Below are 16604 nucleotides of genomic sequence, written 5' to 3'. Positions count from 1 at the left end.
GATGCGGTGGGGTGCGGCCCGATGGGCGCTTCAGGAATGGGGCAGGCCCCAGCGGAAGGTGCGGCAGTCGACGGGCTCGACGGTGAGGTCGGGGGTGTCGCCGGCACCGGTGATCAGGCACTCGGCTCCGGGAGGAAGGCTGATCCGCAGCAGGCCGTCGTCACACCGGCTCCAGGTGGCCGGTCCGGGGAGCCCGTCGAGCGGGCGGACAGCCGCGGCGCCCGTGAGGGGGCCCGGTGCGAGAAGGCAGGGCTCCCCCGCCTCGCTGCGGACGCGGATCCAGCGCGTGACACCGTCACGCCGGCAGGCGCTGATCCGGAAGGCGCCCTCGGCGACCAGGTCGTGCACCGTCACGTCCGCCCAGGCGCGGGGGACGGCCGGGAAGATCCGGATGATGCCGCCCCAGCTCTGCAGCAGCATGTCGTGCAGGCTCTGCGCGCCGGACAGCGGCGTCTCGATGACCGGGCCCGTCTCGGCGTACATGGTGTTCGGTTCGACATAGGTGTCCAGCAGCTCGCCGAGCCGGACCAGTGCCGCGTCGCCGTCGCCGAGGAGCGCGTGCATCGACGCGGCCCCGGTGAAGCTGTAGCCCTGGAGTTCGCCGGTCAGGCTGAGCCAGTGCTCCATGGTCCGCTGCAGGAGGGCCCGGTTGCCGGGGTCGGCGACGTCGAGCCGGTGGAGTGGATGGAACCACAGCAGGTGCGAGTAGTGCCGGTGGGAGCTGGTGAGCCGCAGGTCGCGGCCGATGAGGAGGCCTTCTTCAGCGCTCCGCGGCGGTGGGGTGAGGTGATCGAGGACGTACTGCCACCGGTCCGCCGGCGGGTCGGTGATCCCGAGCCGGGCCGCTGCGTCGAGGAGCGTCCCGCACCCCCAGTGCAGCAGCGCGAGGTCGTAGTTGCAGTCGGCCGTGATGCCGTACTCGGGCGAGTAGGTGGCCGGCAGGTGCAGGTGGCCGGAGTCGTCCTCGGTGAGGAAGTGCAGGTGGTAGTTGACGGCTCTGCGCAACAGGGGGAAGACCGTCGTGCGCAGGAAGGTCTCGTCCATGGTGTGCCGGTACGCGAGCCAGGCGTTGTGCAGGGCCCAGAGGAGGTTGCCCGTCTCGGGCAGTACTTCTGTCCGCCCGGGGACGCCGGCCGGTTCGCTGCGCAGGTCGTCCTGGCTGGAGCGGCCGATGGCCAGGGAGTCGCCGCGGTAGGCGGGCGGGGTCGAGGCGAGCAGTCCGGCTTCGCCGTTCTCCAACGCGGTGCGCAAGGAGTCGAGTTCCGTGTGACCCGTCGGGTGGATCGGCCAGTACGCGAGCTGGACGTTGAGGTTCCACCAGGCGGCGGGCCAGGGGGTGTGCTCCAGCCAGGGGCCATGGGTGGCGAGCACCGGCCTGTCCGCACGGGTGGCGCAGGCCAGCTTGTACATCTGGATCCAGTAGAAGCTCTGCAACCGGCCGTCGGGGACCGAGAGGAAGCTCTTCGGGTAGTAGGCGTGCCACCAGTCGCGATGGGTGGCGACGAGCCGGTCGGTCGGCAGCTCGGCGGCGTCGGCCATGGCGGCGACCGCCGTGTGGCTCGCCGAGGGGTCGGTGGCGCTGTGGGCCACCGTGCACAGCAGGGTGGTGGTCTCGCCGTCCGGCTCGGTGCGGGTGCTCCAACGGGTCTCGGTACGTCCGCCGCACGCCAGATCCTGCGTGCAGACGCTCTCGCCGTCGCGTGTGGTCAGCACGGGAAGCGGGTTGTCCTTGAGCCCGGTCGGGCGCTGTTCGGGGTAGAACGCCTCCCGGGGAGGGACGGCCGCCTGCGGAACGAACCTCCAGGACACCTGCTCCGCGCCCCGCAGCGGGCGGCAGTTCACGACGAGGAGATCCTTCGAGGCGTGGACGAACACCCTGATGGTGACGGTGCCGCGGGTGGTCTCGACGGTGCCGGCGACTTCCGCGTCCCAGAGGGAGAGGCGCAGGTCGACGCCTGTGACCTCCCCCCGCGTCGTAAGGACGAGGCGGCCGATCGGTAATCGTGTCCCGCCCCAGAGGGGGCCGCCGGCCTCCTGGTGGTCGCGGACCCGGCTGTCCCCGAGTACGAGGGTCAGCCGGGTGGCGTGTCTCGGCCTGCGCAGGGAGACCGAGAGACCGCCGTTGCCCAGGAAGGGGCCGTCGTGGAAGCCGGTGGGGACGGCCTGCCACACGGGGTCGAGCCCGCTGAGGAAGCACCGCCAGTCGGTGCGGGTGACAAGCCGGTCTCTTGATGCCGGGTGGTCCGGGGAAGGTCGTGGGTCGGTGGTGTTCATGGGTCCTCTGCTCGGTTCGGCGCGAGGGGTGATCGAACGGCACAGCGATGGGAGGCGGACCGGGCCTGTCCTTTCGGGTTTGCCGGTGTCGGTCGGCGGTCACCGGCCGAGCCAGCCGCCGTCCACGGGCAGCAGGGTTCCGTGGACGTAGTCGGAGGCGGGAGAGGCGAGGAAGACGGCGGCACCGGCGATGTCCTGTGGCGTGGCCCAGCGGCCGGCGGGGATGCGGTCGAGGATGGCGGCGTTGCGCCGCGGGTCTTCGCGCAGGGCACGGGTGTTGTCGGTGGCGACGTATCCGGGCACGAGCGCGTTGACGTTGACGCCCCGGGCCGCCCACTCGTTGGCCAGGGCCCGGGTGAGGCCGGCGATGCCGGACTTGGCGGCGGCGTAGCCCGGGACGGAGATTCCGCCCTGGTAGCTGAGGAGCGAGGCGGTGAAAATGATCTTTCCGGATCCTCGGCGCAGCATCCGCCGGCCGATCTCGCGCGCGAGGACGAACTGGCTGCTGAGGTCGACGGCCAGGACGTGATCCCAATCGGCGTCGGTGTGTTCCGCCGCGGGTGCGCGGGCTATGGTGCCGGCGTTGTTGACGAGGATGTCCACCGGCCGCTCCAGGCAGCCGAGTTCGGCGGCGAGAGCCGTGACGGCCGACCGGTCCGCGAAGTCGGCGCGCAGCGTGCGGCACTGCCGTCCGAGGGCGGTGACCCGCTCGGAGACCTCGCTTCCGGAGGCCGGCAGATTCGCGCTCACGGCGATGATGTCGGCTCCGGCGGCGGCGAACGACTCGGCGATGGCCAGACCCAGGCCCCGGCTGGCGCCGGTGACGACCGCGAGCCGACCGCTCAGGTCGAAGAGCCGCTGGTGTGAATCGGCGGTCATGCCGGTCCGTTCCCTTCGCTTCTCTGACAGTCGATCAGGACCTTCATCACGCCGGCGCCGGAGTCGAGAGCGTCGAAGGCGACCTCGGCGCGGGTGAGCGGCTCGATCCTGGAGATCAGGCCGACGGGGACACGGCCCGCGGCGAGCAGCCGGGCCGCCTGCTCGAAGTCCTGGCGCCAGTAGAGCCGGGCGCCCAGCACGGTCAGCTCCCGCCAGAAGATCCGGTGCAGTTCGACTTCACGCGCGACGGGGTGGATGGCCACCACCACGAGACGTCCGTGCACCTGGAGGCAGTCGACGGCGCCGGTGACACCCGCGGCGGAGCCGGACACCTCGAAGGCGACTGCCGCGCCCACGCCGCCGGTCCACTCCTCCACCAGGGCACGGACGTCGCTGGTGTGCGGATCGGCGCAGGTCAGTCCGAGGCGCTGGGCGATGGCCCGTCGCTGGGCGTTGGGTTCGAACATGAGCACCTGGGCTCCGGCCCGGCGGGCCACGGAGGCGATCAGGACTCCGATCGGGCCGCCGCCGAACACGACGGCCTTCTCGCCGGGGCACAGTTGAGCGCGGCGTACGTCGTGAACGGCGACGGCCGTGGGTTCCACCAGCGCGGCGTGGTCGAGGCGCAGGCCCTCCGGCAGACGTACCAGGAGGTCGGCCGGGACCGTCCAGCTGCTCTGCATCGCTCCGTCGCGGTCGATGCCGAGGAAGACCAGCCGGTGGCAGACATGGGCGTGCCCCGCCGAGCAGGCAGGACAGTCACCGCACGAGGCGATCGGCATCACGGTGACGGCGTCGCCCGCTCTCCAGCGGGTGACACCGTCCCCGACCTCGGCGATCCGGCCGGCCATCTCGTGGCCGAGGACGGTGGGCGGGGTGACGCGGTCGTCCATCGCGCCGTGGAAGATGTGCAGGTCCGTGCCGCAGATACCGGTGTACGCGACATCGATACGGACCTGTCCGGCGGCGGGCGGTACCGGGTCGGCCTGGTGGACGAGCACCGTCCCCTTGCCGGTATAGGTGGCTTGGCGCATCGGGGCCTCCGATGGTGGGTGGTCGATGAGCGGTGAGGGCGTCAGGCCTCGTGGGCGGTGGCCGAGGTCAGCGCGGGCCGGCGCCCCGACCGCTGCTCCAGCCTCGATCGCGGACCGGCTCGAGACAGGTCTCGACGGCCCGGAGCAGTTCCCGGTCGATCGGCTCGGCCAGCCAGGCCACGTTGCGGCGGACCTCGTCAGGGCTGCTGGTACCGACCACCGTGGTGGCGGCGGGAGTGGCGGTGACGGAGAACTGCAAGGCCAGTTTGGCGAGGTCGCCGCCGAGGGCCTCACACAGATCGGCGGCCTCGGCACAGCGGGCGTGCAGCGCGAAGGAGCCGGGGTGCCAGTCCGGCGCTCCCTGCCGGGTGAGTGCCCCCATGGCGAGCGGCGCGGCATTGACGACGCCCGCTCCACACGCGGTGAAGTACTCCTCCCAGCGGGCCAGCCGCCGGTCTTGCAGGGTGTACTGGCAGTAGGAGAGCACGGTGTCCACACGGGCTCGCGCGGCGACATGGGCGAGCATGGGCAGCGGATATCCGGTGATACCCACGTGGCGGACGAGTCCTTCGGTCTGGAGTGCGCGCAGTGCGGGAATGGTCTCTGCGACGATCTGCGCCGGCGAACCGAACTCGATGTCGTGGCACTGGATCAGGTCGAGGTGGTCGGTGCCGAGGCGGCGCAGGCTCTCGGTGACGCTGCGTCTGACCCGCTGGGCGCTGAAGTCGAAGTCCGCCAGGCCGTATCGCCCCACTTTGGTGGCGAGCAGATAGGTGTCGCGGTCGACACCTCGCAGGGCGTCGCCGAGCGCGGTCTCGGCTGTAGTGGCTCCGTAGTAGGGGGCGACGTCGAACAGGTTGACGCCCGCGTCGAGGGCCGTGCGGACGGCGTCGACGCCGTCCTGCTCGGCGAACACACCGAACATCGAGCCCAACGGGGCGGCGCCGAAGGCGAGTTCGGATACGGTCAAGTCGGTGTGGCCGAGTCGGTGGTATCGCATCTGCCATCCAGGAGTGTGGAGCGGAGAAGCGGGTGAGGTGAGCGAGCACGGCGGGGGCGCACCGGTGGCGGTGGGTTTCAGCCCCTGGCGGAGCGGCTCCGGACAGGGCCGTCGGGGTACAGGTGATCGGCCACCGAGGCCGGGCGCAGCTGCGCTCCGAGGCCGGGGGCGGTGGGCGTCACACAGCGGCCGCCGCTGATCCGGGCGGGCGCGGTGAAATGCTCGTGGAGGTGGTCGACGTACTCGATCACACGGTCGTCGGTGCTGCCGCTGACGGCCACGCAGTCGAACATCGACAGGTGCTGGACCATCTCGCACAGGCCCACGCCGCCGGCGTGCGGGCACACGGGTATGCCGAACTCGGCGGCGAGCAGCAGGATCCCGACGTTCTCGGTGACCCCGGCGACCCGGCTCGCGTCGAGCTGGAGGATGTCGATCGCGCCGGCCTGGAGCAGCTGCTTGAACATGACCTGGTGGTGGCAGTGCTCCCCCGTGGCGACCTTGACGGGGGCCGCGCGGTCCCGGATGGCCACGTGGCCGAGGAGGTCGTCCGGGGAGGTGGGCTCACCCCGGGACCGACGGTCTCGCGTGCCGAGCGCAACCGGCGCAGATCGGCGGCGGGGTCGGCGGGGCAGCCGTGCTCCAGCAGGCGTTGCCGTCGTTCAGCCCGGCCGGGCTCGGCACCCCGGAGGATGCCGAGAGCCTCTTGCGGGGTCAGCGCGTCGTGGAGGTAGCGGAAGTCGACGAGGGCTAACAGCTGTTCGGGGCTCGTCTCGGCCGGCAGGCGCCAGACCGGCGTGCCGGTGAGCCGGCCGTAGCGGTCCCGCACGGCGTTCACGACAGCGGCGGCGGCCATGAACGCGAGGCCGTGCCCCTCGTCGTCGCGCTGCCGCGAGGTGGGGAAGCGTACGTCCAGCGCGTCGACCCCGGTGATGAGGTTCATGCCCACCGCCCTTTCAAGGCGTGACGGGATGCGAATGGATGCCGATCAAGGCCTCAGAGAGCGAGACATGGGATGTATCTTGTAGCGCTCGCCGTCACTCCGTCCACCCCATGTGAAAAGTTATCCTGAAAATGGGCATAGTTTATGCATCAATCAGGACAACGACGGTCGACTTAAGATCAAGCCCTCTACCTAAAGATGGGATGTATCGAGGAGCAACAATCCGCGACTCGCGCCGCGTTGCTCGGACTGGGGCATGTCCTGCTCCTTGGGACTGCGGAGGGTGAGTGGAGGACCGGGCCCGACCGACCCAGCCCAACTACGATATCGGATATACGATCTACCCACCACCACCCGTCAGGACAGCCTGAACATCTGCCGGCCGGAGCCGTCGAACGGCCGCTGGGTGAACTGGCTACCCCTGGTGGAGCCAGCCGTCAGGTAGAGCCCGCTGTACCGGTTGACGAAGCGGACGCGTCCCCTGCCCGCGTCCTCCGCCAGCCACTCGTCGTTGGTCTTGGGACCCGACGCGTACTCGCATGGGACGACCTTGGCACCGGCGTCGCGTGAGGCTCCCTCGACGACCACGTCCTCACCGCTGCCTTCGCTGACGATCCGCACATGGCCGTCGCCCACCGGTGCGAGCCGGAACCGGCGGCCCGTGCTGCCGTCGCCCGGGGCCCGGACGATGCGTCCGTCGCACCCGGCCGCGCCTCCCTCGACGGCCATCACGTCGTCGCCGCCGACGGGCGTGAAGGTGCGGTAGCCGTTCGGCGGCGCGGCCACCTTCGTGAGCTTGACCGCATGGCCGCCCCGGGCCACAGCCGGGAATTCCAGGGAGTCACCGGCCCGGATGATCCTGCTCGAGCGCACGAGACCGTCGGGACCGTCCGTGGTGATCTCGGCGTGCCAGCGCCCGCTGCCGAGGAACGCGGTCGGATACGTGAGGGTGCCGGCACCCCCGCCCGTCATGGCGCCCACGAACCAGCGGTCGCCCGCACGGCGGGCGATGACCGCGCCGCCCACCGGGTCGCCCTGGACGAATTCGGTCTCGTCCCAGACGGTGGGCAGCTGTCGCAGCCAGCGCTGGGCCTCGGGCCGTGCCCGATAGTCGGAGATCCTGCTTCCGGGCAGCATCAGGCCGCTCTCGTAGAGCACGCCCAGGGCGAGTTCCGCGCCGTCGCTGTTCGGGTTGGCGCGCTGGAAGCTCATCGGCGAGTAGTCGGCCGAGCCGAGCGCGCCCCGGGTGAACGGAACCGCGGTGACGTGCCCGATGGTGCGGCCGGTGTTGTACTCCTCGCCGCGCACGGCCTCGGTGGTGAGGACATGCGGCCATGTCCGGTGCACGCCGACCGGCAGCCGGGATCCGTGCAGGTCGACCACCAGCTCCGCTTCGGCCGCGTCCGCCAGCGCCTCGTCGTACCAGCGGTGGCGCTCCTGGGACTCCGATCCCATGAAGTCCATCTTCACGCCGGCGACACCCCAGTCGCTGATCCTGGAGAACTCGGCCCGGCGCTCGGACTCCGTGTCGAGGTCCTTCCAGTGGTACCAGAGCATGATGCGCACACCACGGGCCTTGGCGTACTCGACCAGCTCGGGCATCCAGGTGACGCCCTTCCACCCGTCGTCGACCAGCAGGTAGGGCCAGCCTTGCGTCGAGGCGTAGTCGGCCCAGCCCTTGAGCTTGGCGAGGTCGCGCTGCGTCGCGTGCTTGCCGTCGAACCAGGGCCAGGCCGCGACGCCCGGCTTGATCCACGAGGTGTCGGTGACCTTGGACGAAGGGGCGACGTCGTCCTCCAGCGTCGATTCCACGACGGTCTCGGTGCTCCCGATCGCCGCGACCCGCCACGGTGTGGTGAACGCGGAGTCCCGCACGACCCGCGCATCGGCGAGCTTCACGGTGAAACGGCCGGTTCCCCGTTCGTGAGTGAAGCGCCCGCCGGAGTAGCCGCCGTCGACACCGGACTCGGAGAGCAGGACCCGGGCCCCGTTGGCCAGGCTGCCGAACATGCTCATCCCGTACTCGCCGGTCGGCACCGCGGACACGGCCGACGTGCGGTAGAGGGCTTCGTGGGCGGATGAGAACGTGTCGTGGCTGAGCTGCGCGTCGGCGGGGAGTTCGAAGGAGGTGGCCTCGCGCAGAACGGTCGCCCCGGAGGGCAACTCGTAGCGCAGCGCCACACCGTCCGCTGAGGTGCGCACGGTCACGGTGATCCGCTCCCCGTCCTTGGCGAAGACCAGGCGTGTCTCGGTGGCGGTGCGCTTGCGGACCCGGGAGTTCCCGACGGTGGTCCGGTACGTCTGCGTGATCTTCCTGTCCGCGCGGCTGACGAAGTCCAGGCCGGAACCGAAGTCGGTGTCGCCGGTCACCAGACCGATCGGCGCCGGGCGCAGGACCTGCCCGCAGTTCCATGAGGCCCTCAAGGACGGATTGCCGCTTCCGTCGAGCTCGACGGTCGCTCGGACGCCTTGACAGCCGGTGGGCCCGGCGCCGGGCTGGACGGAGGTCCAACTGTTCCGCGCCGACGCCGAGGTCGGGCCGGCGGTTCCGGTGACGAGGCCGGCCGTCAAGGCAAGTGCCGTGGCCGCGATGACGAGTTCGCGTCTGTGGGTCATGAAGGTCCCTTCATCGGTTGGGCGAGGTTCCATGGCAGCGGCGACCACCGGTGGCGACCGACCGGGAGAGACGCGCCGCGACAACCCGCGACATGCGGGGGCATGAGGACGGAAGCCAGGCTGAGGCGAGAGCACAGCGGCATACCAGCGGGGGATGTGGGAGGCGTCGGTGACGGAATGCGTTCGAGCAACCGTACACACGACCAACCATTAACAAACAGAATGGAACGTAGAGTGCCGTAGAGCGGACGTCAATCCCCTGAACTCGACCAGATCCCCGGTCCGTTCACCTCGTCGGAGAGCTGCTGCGGAAGCGAATCGAGCCCATGGGCTTGACATGACGGAGCTTCAGGGATGTCATATCCACGCCGCGTTCGAATCTGTTGACTTTGGTCCAGGAGCGGGCAGCCCGCTTCGCCAGATCGTTCGCTCGTCGTGTCACCGACCACCACGACGGGCGCCCTCGCGGCCTCTTCCCACCCGTGTTCATGTCCGCCTGCCCGGCGGATCGGGTGTGCGTATCCAAGGAGCCCTCCATCATGTCCCTGTCCCACCGCCATGCCTCCGTGGCCGCAAGCCTGTTGCTCACGCTGGGCCTGACGACGACCGCTTGTTCCTCCGGCAAGGAGGAGGCCAAGGACGACACCGTCGCCAAGGCGGACGGCAAGATCACCCTGACGTACCTTCAGAAGCAGGGAGATCAGGAGTACTTCGTCGGCGAGGCCGCCGGCGCCAAGGCGAAGGCCGCCGAGCTCGGTATCGATCTCAAGGTCGTGAACCTCGGCAACGACGCCAACAAGACGGTCAGCGAGGTCCAGTCGGCCATCGCCCAGAAGACCAACGGTGTCATCGTCGTCGTGCCGGACCCGGCCGTCGGCCCCCAGGTCGTCCAGACCGCCAGGGACGGCAAGGTCGCCCTGCTGACCTCGGACGACCAGATCTGCACCACCGGCCCGGACCCGGCCGCCTGCGCCAAGGGCGACCTCGTGCCCCGGGTCGGGTTCAGCGGCGTCCAGATGGGCAGGGAGGTCGGCAAGCGTGCGGCGGCCGAGTTCGAGAAGGCCGGCTGGCAGGCGGCCGAGACTCGCGTCATCTCCGCCTGGAAGCAGGACGTCACCGTATGCGGCGACCGTGTCGCCGGGGCCAAGAAGGCGTTTGAGACAGCCGTGCCGGGCGTCAGGAACATCGACGTCGCCACCGACAACACCCCGACCGGCGCGCAGGACAAGATCGCGGCCACCGTCACCGCCAACCCGAGCGTCAAGAACTGGGTCGTCTGGGGCTGCAACGACGAGAACGTCATGGGCGGGGTGACGGCGCTGCAGAACGCGGGCGTCAAGCCCGCCCATGTCGTCGGCGTCGGGCTCGGCGCATACCTGGCCTGCAAGGAGTGGCAGTCGGACAAGCCGACGGGCATGAAGGCCGCGCTGTTCATCAACGGCAAGGACGTCGGCGCGCTCGCCGTCCAGACCATGTACGACAAGCTCAAGAACGGCATGGACTTCCCGCTCGAGGCCTTCGCCCCCACCACCATGGTCGACTCCACGAGCTGGAAGAAGGCCGGACTCACCTGCGGCTGACCCCCCTGAGCCGGCCGGTGGTCACCACTGCGATCACCGGCCCTCCGGGCCCCGGCCGGCCACTTCCTCCAGCGGGCCGGCCGGGGCCCCCTTGTCCACCGCACAACGGCTTCGAGGTGAACCGACACATGACCAGAGCGCCTGATCCGAACAACCACCCGAGCCTCACCGGCGGTCCTGCCACGGACCCGTCCCCGGCGGGCTCCGTCGGCGTGGCCGGGGTGGTCAAGCGGTTCGGCGCCGTCCAAGCGCTGGGCGGCGTCTCGATCGACTTCCCCGGCGGCCGGGTCACCGCCTTGATGGGCGAGAACGGCGCCGGGAAGTCCACCCTGCTGAAGATCCTCACCGGTGACCATCAGCCCACCGACGGCCGGGTCGTCGTGGACGGCGAGCGCGTCGAACTGGACTCCCCCGCCGATGCCCGCGCCGCGGGCATCCGGATCATCCCGCAGGAGCCGGAGATCATCCCGCACATCTCGGTCGCCGAGAACGTCTACGCCGGCTCACTGCCCCGTCGGCGCGGACGACGGTTCGACCGGGCCGAACTGCGCCGCCGGGTCGAGGCAGACCTGGAGCGGCTGGGGTTCGCCGGCGTCCTCGACCCCGGGCTGCTGGGCTCCCAGCTCACTCCGGCGCAGCGTCAACTCGTAGAGATCATGCGGGCGTTGACGGGAGACACGGAGGCGCGGCTGATCGCCTTCGACGAGCCGACCTCCTCGCTGTCCGAGCACGAGGTCGAGGCGCTCTTCGCACTGATCCGCCGACTGCGGGACCAGGGCATCGCGGTCGTGTACGTCTCCCATCGGATGCAGGAGATCTTCCAGCTCGCCGACCGGATCGCCGTACTGCGCGACGGCGCTCTCGCCGGAGTCCAGGACGCCCACGCCACCGACGAGGGCGAACTCGTACGCCTCATGGTCGGCCGCGACCTGACCACGATGTTCTCCCGCGAGCGCGTCACCCCCGGCCGCCTGGTCCTGGACGTCCAGGGGGTCACCACCGACGACGTCACCGGCATCGACCTCCGGGTGCACGCCGGCGAGGTGGTCGGCCTGGCCGGACTCATCGGGGCGGGACGGTCGGAGCTGGCCCTGGCCCTCGCCGGTGACCTGCCCGTCCACAGCGGTGTCGTCACCCTGGACGGCCGGCATCTGCGGCAGGGCAGGCCCGGCGAGGCCATCCGGGCGGGTCTCGGCCTGGCCCCGGAGGAGCGCAAGGCGCAGGCTCTGTTCCTGCACCGCTCGATCCGCGACAACACCTCCACGGTGGTCCTGGACCGGCTGCGCCGTTTCCGCTTCGTGCGCCGTGGCGCGGAGCGGCGACTGGCACAGCAGTACGTGGACCGGCTGCGGGTGCGCACCCCCTCGATCGAGCACGAGGTGCGCAAGCTGTCCGGAGGCAATCAGCAGAAGGTCGTGCTGGCCCGATGGCTGGCCCGTAAGCCGAAGGTGCTGATCCTCGACGAGCCCACGCGCGGCATCGACGTCGGCGCGAAGGCGGAGATCTACCAGATCATCGCCGACCTGGCCAAGGAGGGCGTGGCTCTGCTGGTCATCTCCTCCGAACTGCCCGAACTCCTCGGTCTCGCCGACCGCGTCGTCGTGATGCAGTCAGGCCGGATCACCGGCGAACTCAACCGCGACGAAGCCACCGAAGAATCCATACTCGCCCTCGCGATGGCGGACGACATCGTCGGCGCCGACGCCTCTGGAGCATCCTCATGAGCATCACCGACACCTCCCCGCACATCAAGAACGCGGAAACCCCCGAGCCCCCTCGGCCGAAGCGGTTCGCGGGCCTCGGTGGACAGAACGTCAGCCTCATCGGCGCCCTGGTGTTCGTCCTCGTCCTGTTCGGCCTCCTCAACGACAACTACCTGAGCCTGTCCAACATGCAGGTGATCGCGGAGGCCGCCACCATCACGGGGCTGCTCGCCATCGTGCAGACCGTCGTGATCATCTGTGGCGGGCTGGACATCTCGGTCGGCTCCCAGGTCGGCGTGGCCTCCGTCGTCAGCGCCATGGTCTTCACCACCTCCGGCTCCAACGCGTTCGTCGGCATGCTGGCCGCGGTCGGCGTCGGCCTGCTGGTGGGTCTGCTCAACGGCGTCGTCATCGTCTACGGCCGGGTCAACCCCACGATCGCGACGCTCGCCGGACTCGCCGCCTACAAGGGCCTCGCGCAGCTGTTGTCCGACGGGCGGGCCCAGGGCTACGTCCTCAACGACGATGTCTTCGTCTTCCTGGGCCGCGGCAAGATCGCCGGGCTGCCGGTGATGGTCTGGATTCTGGTCGTCACCGCCCTCGTGGTCCATCTGCTGCTCAAGTACACCGACATCGGCCGCAACCTCTATGCCATCGGCGGCAACGACACCGCCGCCCGCCTGGCCGGCATCGGCATCAACAAGTACCTGGTCTTCGTCTACGCCCTCATCGGCGTGGTGTGCGCCGTCGCCGGCGTTCTGCTGACCGCCCGCACCGGCTCCGGCCAGCCCGTCTCCGGCAGCGAGGGCCTGGAACTCAAGGCGATCACAGCGGCGGCTCTGGGCGGCTGCGCTCTCAAGGGCGGCAAGGGCGGAATCGGCGGCACTCTCCTCGCCGTCGCGCTGCTCGGCTGCCTGGAGAACGGCCTGACCGTGGAGGGCATCAACTCCTTCTGGCAGAACGTGGCCCAGGGCGCCCTGCTGGTGGTGGCCGTCGTCATCCAGCAACGCCGCAGCGGTGAACGAGCCGTCGGGCTGCCCCACTGACCCGGTTCGGTCCGGCCCGTTCGACGGGCCCGATCGGTCCTCCCGACGGGCTCGGTGCCACGACACATGTCCCCGGGGACTCCACGTCCCCGGGGATCGGCGCGTCCGGGAGCACCCGGACTTCCTCAGTCGCTCTCCACCTCGTGGCGGGCCTGCGACACGGTGTGGGCGCGCGCCGCCTCGGCCGCCGCGGCGGGGTCGCCGGTGCGCAAGGCCTCGATGATGGTGTCGTGTTCCTCGATCACGGCCCGCCAGTTGACCGGGTCGGTCGGCGCGACGATGCGATAGCGCCGGATGGTCATCAGCAGCTGCTCGGTCAGTTCGCCGAAAATGCGGTATCCGGTCGCTCCGGCGAGCGCTTGGTGGAAGTCCGTGTTGAGTTCCGGCAGACGGTCGAGGGCGGCTTCGTCCAGCGCCGCGCGCATGGCCTGCTGAGTCTCCTCGAGCCTCGTCGGCAACGTGTCGTCGGCGCTCTCGGCCGCGAGGCGGGCCACCAGGACGTCGATCGCCTCGCGTGCGAGGAAGACGCCCCTCATCTCGGTGACGTCGACCTCGGCGACCGTCACGCCGGCATGGACCCGGGCGACGAGCAGTCCTTCCGATTCCAGCCGCTTGACCGCCTCGCGCACAGGGATCTTGCTCACGCCGAAGTCCCGGGCGAGCTCGTCCATGTTGACGCGCTCGCCCGGGCGCAGCTGCCCCTCGGCGATGGCCGCTCGCAGACTGTCGTAGACGAGATCGGCTTTGCTCTTCACTGCGGGCAGTCGCCCGACCCAGGCCTTTTCCACCATCCGTCCATCGTATCCGATATCCGGCCAGCCGGATGTCGGCGGGAGCCCTGTACCTGGCCGTCGGCCGCTTCCGTACTCACTCCTTCACAGCGCCGCCGGTCAGTCCTCGGACGAAGAGGCGCTGCAGGAGCACGAAGCCCAGCACGACGGGGACGGCCGCCATGACCGACCCGGCCATCAGCAGGTCCCAGCGAGGCGCGAACTGATTCTGGAAGCGGGCCAGTCCGACCGGAAGGGTCCGCATCAGCTCGTTGCGACGGCCCACTTGCCCTCGGTCTTGTCCCCGCCCGCCTCGACGTTGGCGATGACGGACTGGAAGAAGGAGAACATCGCGACCTTGCCGTCGATGAACCCGTTGAGCGCGCTGGTTCCCACCGGGGACGTCTTGTCCCGGTGGAAGGAGCGCATGTGGTTCATCGTGGTCTTGCCGGCTTCGGTGTGCTGCGTCGACTTCTTGTGGTCCGGCGAGGTCAGGCTGCCGCCGGCCTGGCAGAGGAAGCTCTCCCAGGTGGAGTTGATGGCGTTGACGTGGTCGTCCATGCCCTTGAACTGCCAGCCGCTGATCTTGCCGCCGTCCGCTGCGGACTTCTCGGTGATCGCCGAGGCGGTCCGCTTGAGCTCCTCCCAGGTGGCGGGCGGCTTCTCATGGCCGTACTTCTCGAGAACGTCGGTGCGGTAGAGCATGACGCCGGCGTCGAAGTAGAGCGGAGCGCCGTACAGCTTGTTCTCGTACTCGTTGACCTCGACGAGGTCGCTGAACCGCGCGGTGTCGGCGGCGGTGTAGCCGAGCTTGTCGAGCGGGGCGAGGGACCGGGCCTTGAGGTAGTCGAGCTCGAGGCCGTTGTTCATGAGCCACACATCGGGGCCCTTGCCGGCGGCGATCGCCTGCTTGATCTTCTCGCGGCCGTCCTTCCACTCGAGCTGGGTCAGGTTGACCTTCACCTCGCTCTGCGACGCGTTGAAGTCGTCGACGAGTTCCTTGACCTTGTCGTCCTGACCGATCCAGTAGGGCATGGACCAGAACTCGACCGTTCCCCTGCCGTCACCCGCCGACCCGGTGGAGCCACCGGAGGAGGGAGAACAGGCCGAGGCGGTGATCGCGGATACGGACGCCAGGGACACGGCTGTGAGCCAACGACATCGGGGGCGTGCCATGGTGCGTTCTCCCATGTGGACGAGAGGAGGCGAGGGATCAGGCGCTGCGAACCCAGAACTCGATCGAGAGCGGCGGAACGGTGAGCGTCAGCTTGGGGCCCTGCTTGGAGCCGATCCGCTGGTCGTTCGTCTTCGGCCCGTAGCGGTGCCCCTCGAAAGACGCGGAGGTCTGGGTGTCCACGGTGTAGGTGAACGACTCGGTCCTGGACCGGTTGGTGATCGCGAACACCTGCTTGTCGGAAGGCGTCTTCCAGGCCATGATCCGCTGGTCCGACAGTCGCTTCGACTCGTCGACCATGTAACGCACGGAGTCCCACGGCATGTACTTCACGAAGCCCGCGACGGCGTTCCAGTTCTGCGGGTTCCAGGTCCAGTGACCCGGCTTCAGGTCCGGGAAGCGGGAGAAGTCCTTGTCGGACGGCGGCCGCCAGAAGCCGAGGGAGTAGCCGGCCGCCTCGGCGTTGGCGATGGGCTTGAGGGCGTGGAGCCAGAACCAGGTGGGCGCGTCCTGGAAGACCATCCAGTTCATGATCGACTGGGCGGTGTTGATGCAGCGCCGGTCCGAGGTCTTGTTGTCCAGGTACTCGAACTCGTTGTTGAAGACCGGCTTTCCGGCGGCACCCGACCGGAAGTTCCTGGTCATCTGCTCGTTACTGTCGTTACCGATGCGGTGATACGTCCAGGCATCGATGTGGGACATGGCCTCGGGATCCTTGGAGAGCTTCCGTCCGATGGCTTCTTCCCAGCCGTCGATGCTGTCCGCCATGATCATCACGTCCGGGTACTTGGCGCGGATCTTCGGCGCCACGGCCTTGAAGGCGGCCAGGTACTGGTCGGCGTTGTAGTGGCAGTGCGAGTACCGGTCGATCTTGTGGCGGGGTTCGTTCTGCAGTCCCCACATGGACACCGGGATGCCGTTGCCGGTGAGGTGATCCAGGTCGGCCACCATGGCGTCGCCCAGCGCGTCGAGGTCCTTGCGGGCGAAGGAGGCGAGCCTGCCTCCGAGGTAGGAGTCGGTGCTCTTGAAGGCGGGTGCCGGGGACCAGTACTCGACGGAGGTGCCCTCGATGCCGGCCTGCTTGATCATGTCCGCGAGCAGCTCGTCCTGTCCGGGGTAGCGCCCGCGCATATGGCGGCGTGAGTCGTCGAGGCCCCGGTAGTAGAGGCCCATCGCGAGGCGGCAGTAGCGGAAGCCGCGGTCCGAACGCCCCGCCTTGAGCATCTGCTGGTAGAACCGGGTTCGCTCGGACTTCGTGAGGTCGTGCGGTACCGCGCTGACGGCCTTCGGCAGCCCGTTGTTGTTGGAGCCGATGGAATCGGACTGGATCTCGAACCCGAGACCCAGGATCGTCTGCTGACGCTTCTTGTCGTACCGGATGACATAGCTGCCGGAGGCGGCCGCCTGGGCGCTGAAGGCCCCGGCGAAGGGGGTGACCGCGGCGACGGCTCCCGCTGCGGCGATTCCGCCGATGATCTTCCTGCGGCTCGGGCGGCTTCGGTGTGTGGACACTGTGCGATCTCCTTTGAAAGCCAGGTGTCTGAGAGGCGGATGGAGGAAGTACTTCGCTGCGGCGCCCGGCCGT

General features: G+C 69.4%; 12 protein-coding genes and 1 pseudogene. 3 read left to right on the top strand and 10 right to left on the bottom strand.

Annotated elements, in window-relative coordinates; genetic code table 11:
* Positions 1-30: 30 nt before the first annotated feature.
* The 6 genes and pseudogenes from ACFT4A_RS01530 to ACFT4A_RS01505 all read right to left on the bottom strand — a co-directional run bounded on the left by ACFT4A_RS01530 (position 31) and on the right by ACFT4A_RS01505 (position 8746).
* Entirely contained in the window at positions 31-2274 is a 2244-nt protein-coding gene (locus ACFT4A_RS01530; protein ID WP_382824902.1) for a glycoside hydrolase family 95-like protein, read from the bottom strand.
* Positions 2275-2373: 99 nt separating this feature from the next.
* The gene (locus ACFT4A_RS01525; protein WP_382824900.1) at positions 2374-3153 is read right to left on the bottom strand and encodes an SDR family oxidoreductase; all 780 of its coding nucleotides are present in this window, start codon (positions 3151-3153) and stop codon (positions 2374-2376) included.
* On the bottom strand, positions 3150-4187 hold the full coding sequence (locus tag ACFT4A_RS01520) for a zinc-binding dehydrogenase (RefSeq protein WP_382824898.1): 1038 nt from the start codon (positions 4185-4187) through the stop codon (positions 3150-3152). The genes ACFT4A_RS01525 and ACFT4A_RS01520 overlap by 4 nt, the downstream gene beginning before the upstream one ends.
* Positions 4188-4254: 67 nt before the next feature.
* A complete protein-coding gene (locus tag ACFT4A_RS01515) occupies positions 4255-5187 on the bottom strand; it encodes an aldo/keto reductase (protein ID WP_382824896.1) in 933 nt (310 codons plus the stop codon).
* Between the two features lie 77 nt (positions 5188-5264).
* Positions 5265-6055, bottom strand: a pseudogene (locus tag ACFT4A_RS01510) (enolase C-terminal domain-like protein); the annotation flags it as partial.
* Between the two features lie 432 nt (positions 6056-6487).
* Positions 6488-8746: a glycoside hydrolase family 97 catalytic domain-containing protein gene (locus ACFT4A_RS01505; protein ID WP_382824894.1), complete on the bottom strand. Its 2259-nt coding sequence runs from the start codon at positions 8744-8746 to the stop codon at positions 6488-6490.
* A 539-nt stretch (positions 8747-9285) separates the two neighbouring features.
* Here ACFT4A_RS01505 and ACFT4A_RS01500 point away from each other — a divergent pair.
* The 3 genes from ACFT4A_RS01500 (at position 9286) to ACFT4A_RS01490 (ending at position 13075) form a co-directional block, all read left to right on the top strand.
* Entirely contained in the window at positions 9286-10326 is a 1041-nt protein-coding gene (locus ACFT4A_RS01500; protein WP_382824892.1) for a substrate-binding domain-containing protein, read from the top strand.
* A 128-nt stretch (positions 10327-10454) separates the two neighbouring features.
* On the top strand, positions 10455-12050 hold the full coding sequence (locus ACFT4A_RS01495) for a sugar ABC transporter ATP-binding protein (RefSeq protein WP_382824890.1): 1596 nt from the start codon (positions 10455-10457) through the stop codon (positions 12048-12050).
* The gene (locus ACFT4A_RS01490; protein WP_382824889.1) at positions 12047-13075 is read left to right on the top strand and encodes an ABC transporter permease; all 1029 of its coding nucleotides are present in this window, start codon (positions 12047-12049) and stop codon (positions 13073-13075) included. Before ACFT4A_RS01495 ends, ACFT4A_RS01490 begins: the two co-directional genes overlap by 4 nt.
* 125 nt (positions 13076-13200) lie before the next feature.
* On the opposite strand, the gene ACFT4A_RS01485 is transcribed toward ACFT4A_RS01490, so the two are convergent.
* From ACFT4A_RS01485 to ACFT4A_RS01470, 4 genes are all read right to left on the bottom strand, one after another.
* Positions 13201-13866, bottom strand: coding sequence for a GntR family transcriptional regulator (locus ACFT4A_RS01485; protein WP_382824887.1), 666 nt, complete (start codon positions 13864-13866; stop codon positions 13201-13203).
* A 76-nt stretch (positions 13867-13942) separates the two neighbouring features.
* A complete protein-coding gene (locus ACFT4A_RS01480; RefSeq protein ID WP_382824885.1) occupies positions 13943-14110 on the bottom strand; it encodes a hypothetical protein in 168 nt (55 codons plus the stop codon).
* A complete protein-coding gene (locus ACFT4A_RS01475) occupies positions 14110-14988 on the bottom strand; it encodes an ABC transporter substrate-binding protein (RefSeq protein WP_382824883.1) in 879 nt (292 codons plus the stop codon). Before ACFT4A_RS01475 ends, ACFT4A_RS01480 begins: the two co-directional genes overlap by 1 nt.
* A 70-nt stretch (positions 14989-15058) precedes the next feature.
* Entirely contained in the window at positions 15059-16531 is a 1473-nt protein-coding gene (locus tag ACFT4A_RS01470) for a hypothetical protein (protein ID WP_382824881.1), read from the bottom strand.
* Positions 16532-16604: the final 73 nt, after the last annotated feature.

It is taken from the genome of Streptomyces sp. NPDC057099, assembly GCF_042671245.1.
Lineage (GTDB): Bacteria > Actinomycetota > Actinomycetes > Streptomycetales > Streptomycetaceae > Streptomyces > Streptomyces purpurascens.
This window is presented reverse-complemented; position numbering and strand designations above follow the sequence as displayed.

Excerpts from the sequence above, each read along its gene's own strand:
- ACFT4A_RS01530 (WP_382824902.1), bottom strand. The coding sequence starts at position 2,274 with ATGAACACCACCGACCCACGACCTTCCCCGGACCACCCGGCATCAAGA.
- ACFT4A_RS01525 (WP_382824900.1), bottom strand. The coding sequence starts at position 3,153 with ATGACCGCCGATTCACACCAGCGGCTCTTCGACCTGAGCGGTCGGCTC.
- ACFT4A_RS01515 (WP_382824896.1), bottom strand. The coding sequence starts at position 5,187 with ATGCGATACCACCGACTCGGCCACACCGACTTGACCGTATCCGAACTC.
- ACFT4A_RS01495 (WP_382824890.1), top strand. The coding sequence starts at position 10,455 with ATGACCAGAGCGCCTGATCCGAACAACCACCCGAGCCTCACCGGCGGT.
- ACFT4A_RS01520 (WP_382824898.1), bottom strand. The coding sequence starts at position 4,187 with ATGCGCCAAGCCACCTATACCGGCAAGGGGACGGTGCTCGTCCACCAG.
- ACFT4A_RS01485 (WP_382824887.1), bottom strand. The coding sequence starts at position 13,866 with ATGGTGGAAAAGGCCTGGGTCGGGCGACTGCCCGCAGTGAAGAGCAAA.
- ACFT4A_RS01480 (WP_382824885.1), bottom strand. The coding sequence starts at position 14,110 with ATGCGGACCCTTCCGGTCGGACTGGCCCGCTTCCAGAATCAGTTCGCG.
- ACFT4A_RS01500 (WP_382824892.1), top strand. The coding sequence starts at position 9,286 with ATGTCCCTGTCCCACCGCCATGCCTCCGTGGCCGCAAGCCTGTTGCTC.
- ACFT4A_RS01490 (WP_382824889.1), top strand. The coding sequence starts at position 12,047 with ATGAGCATCACCGACACCTCCCCGCACATCAAGAACGCGGAAACCCCC.
- ACFT4A_RS01505 (WP_382824894.1), bottom strand. The coding sequence starts at position 8,746 with ATGACCCACAGACGCGAACTCGTCATCGCGGCCACGGCACTTGCCTTG.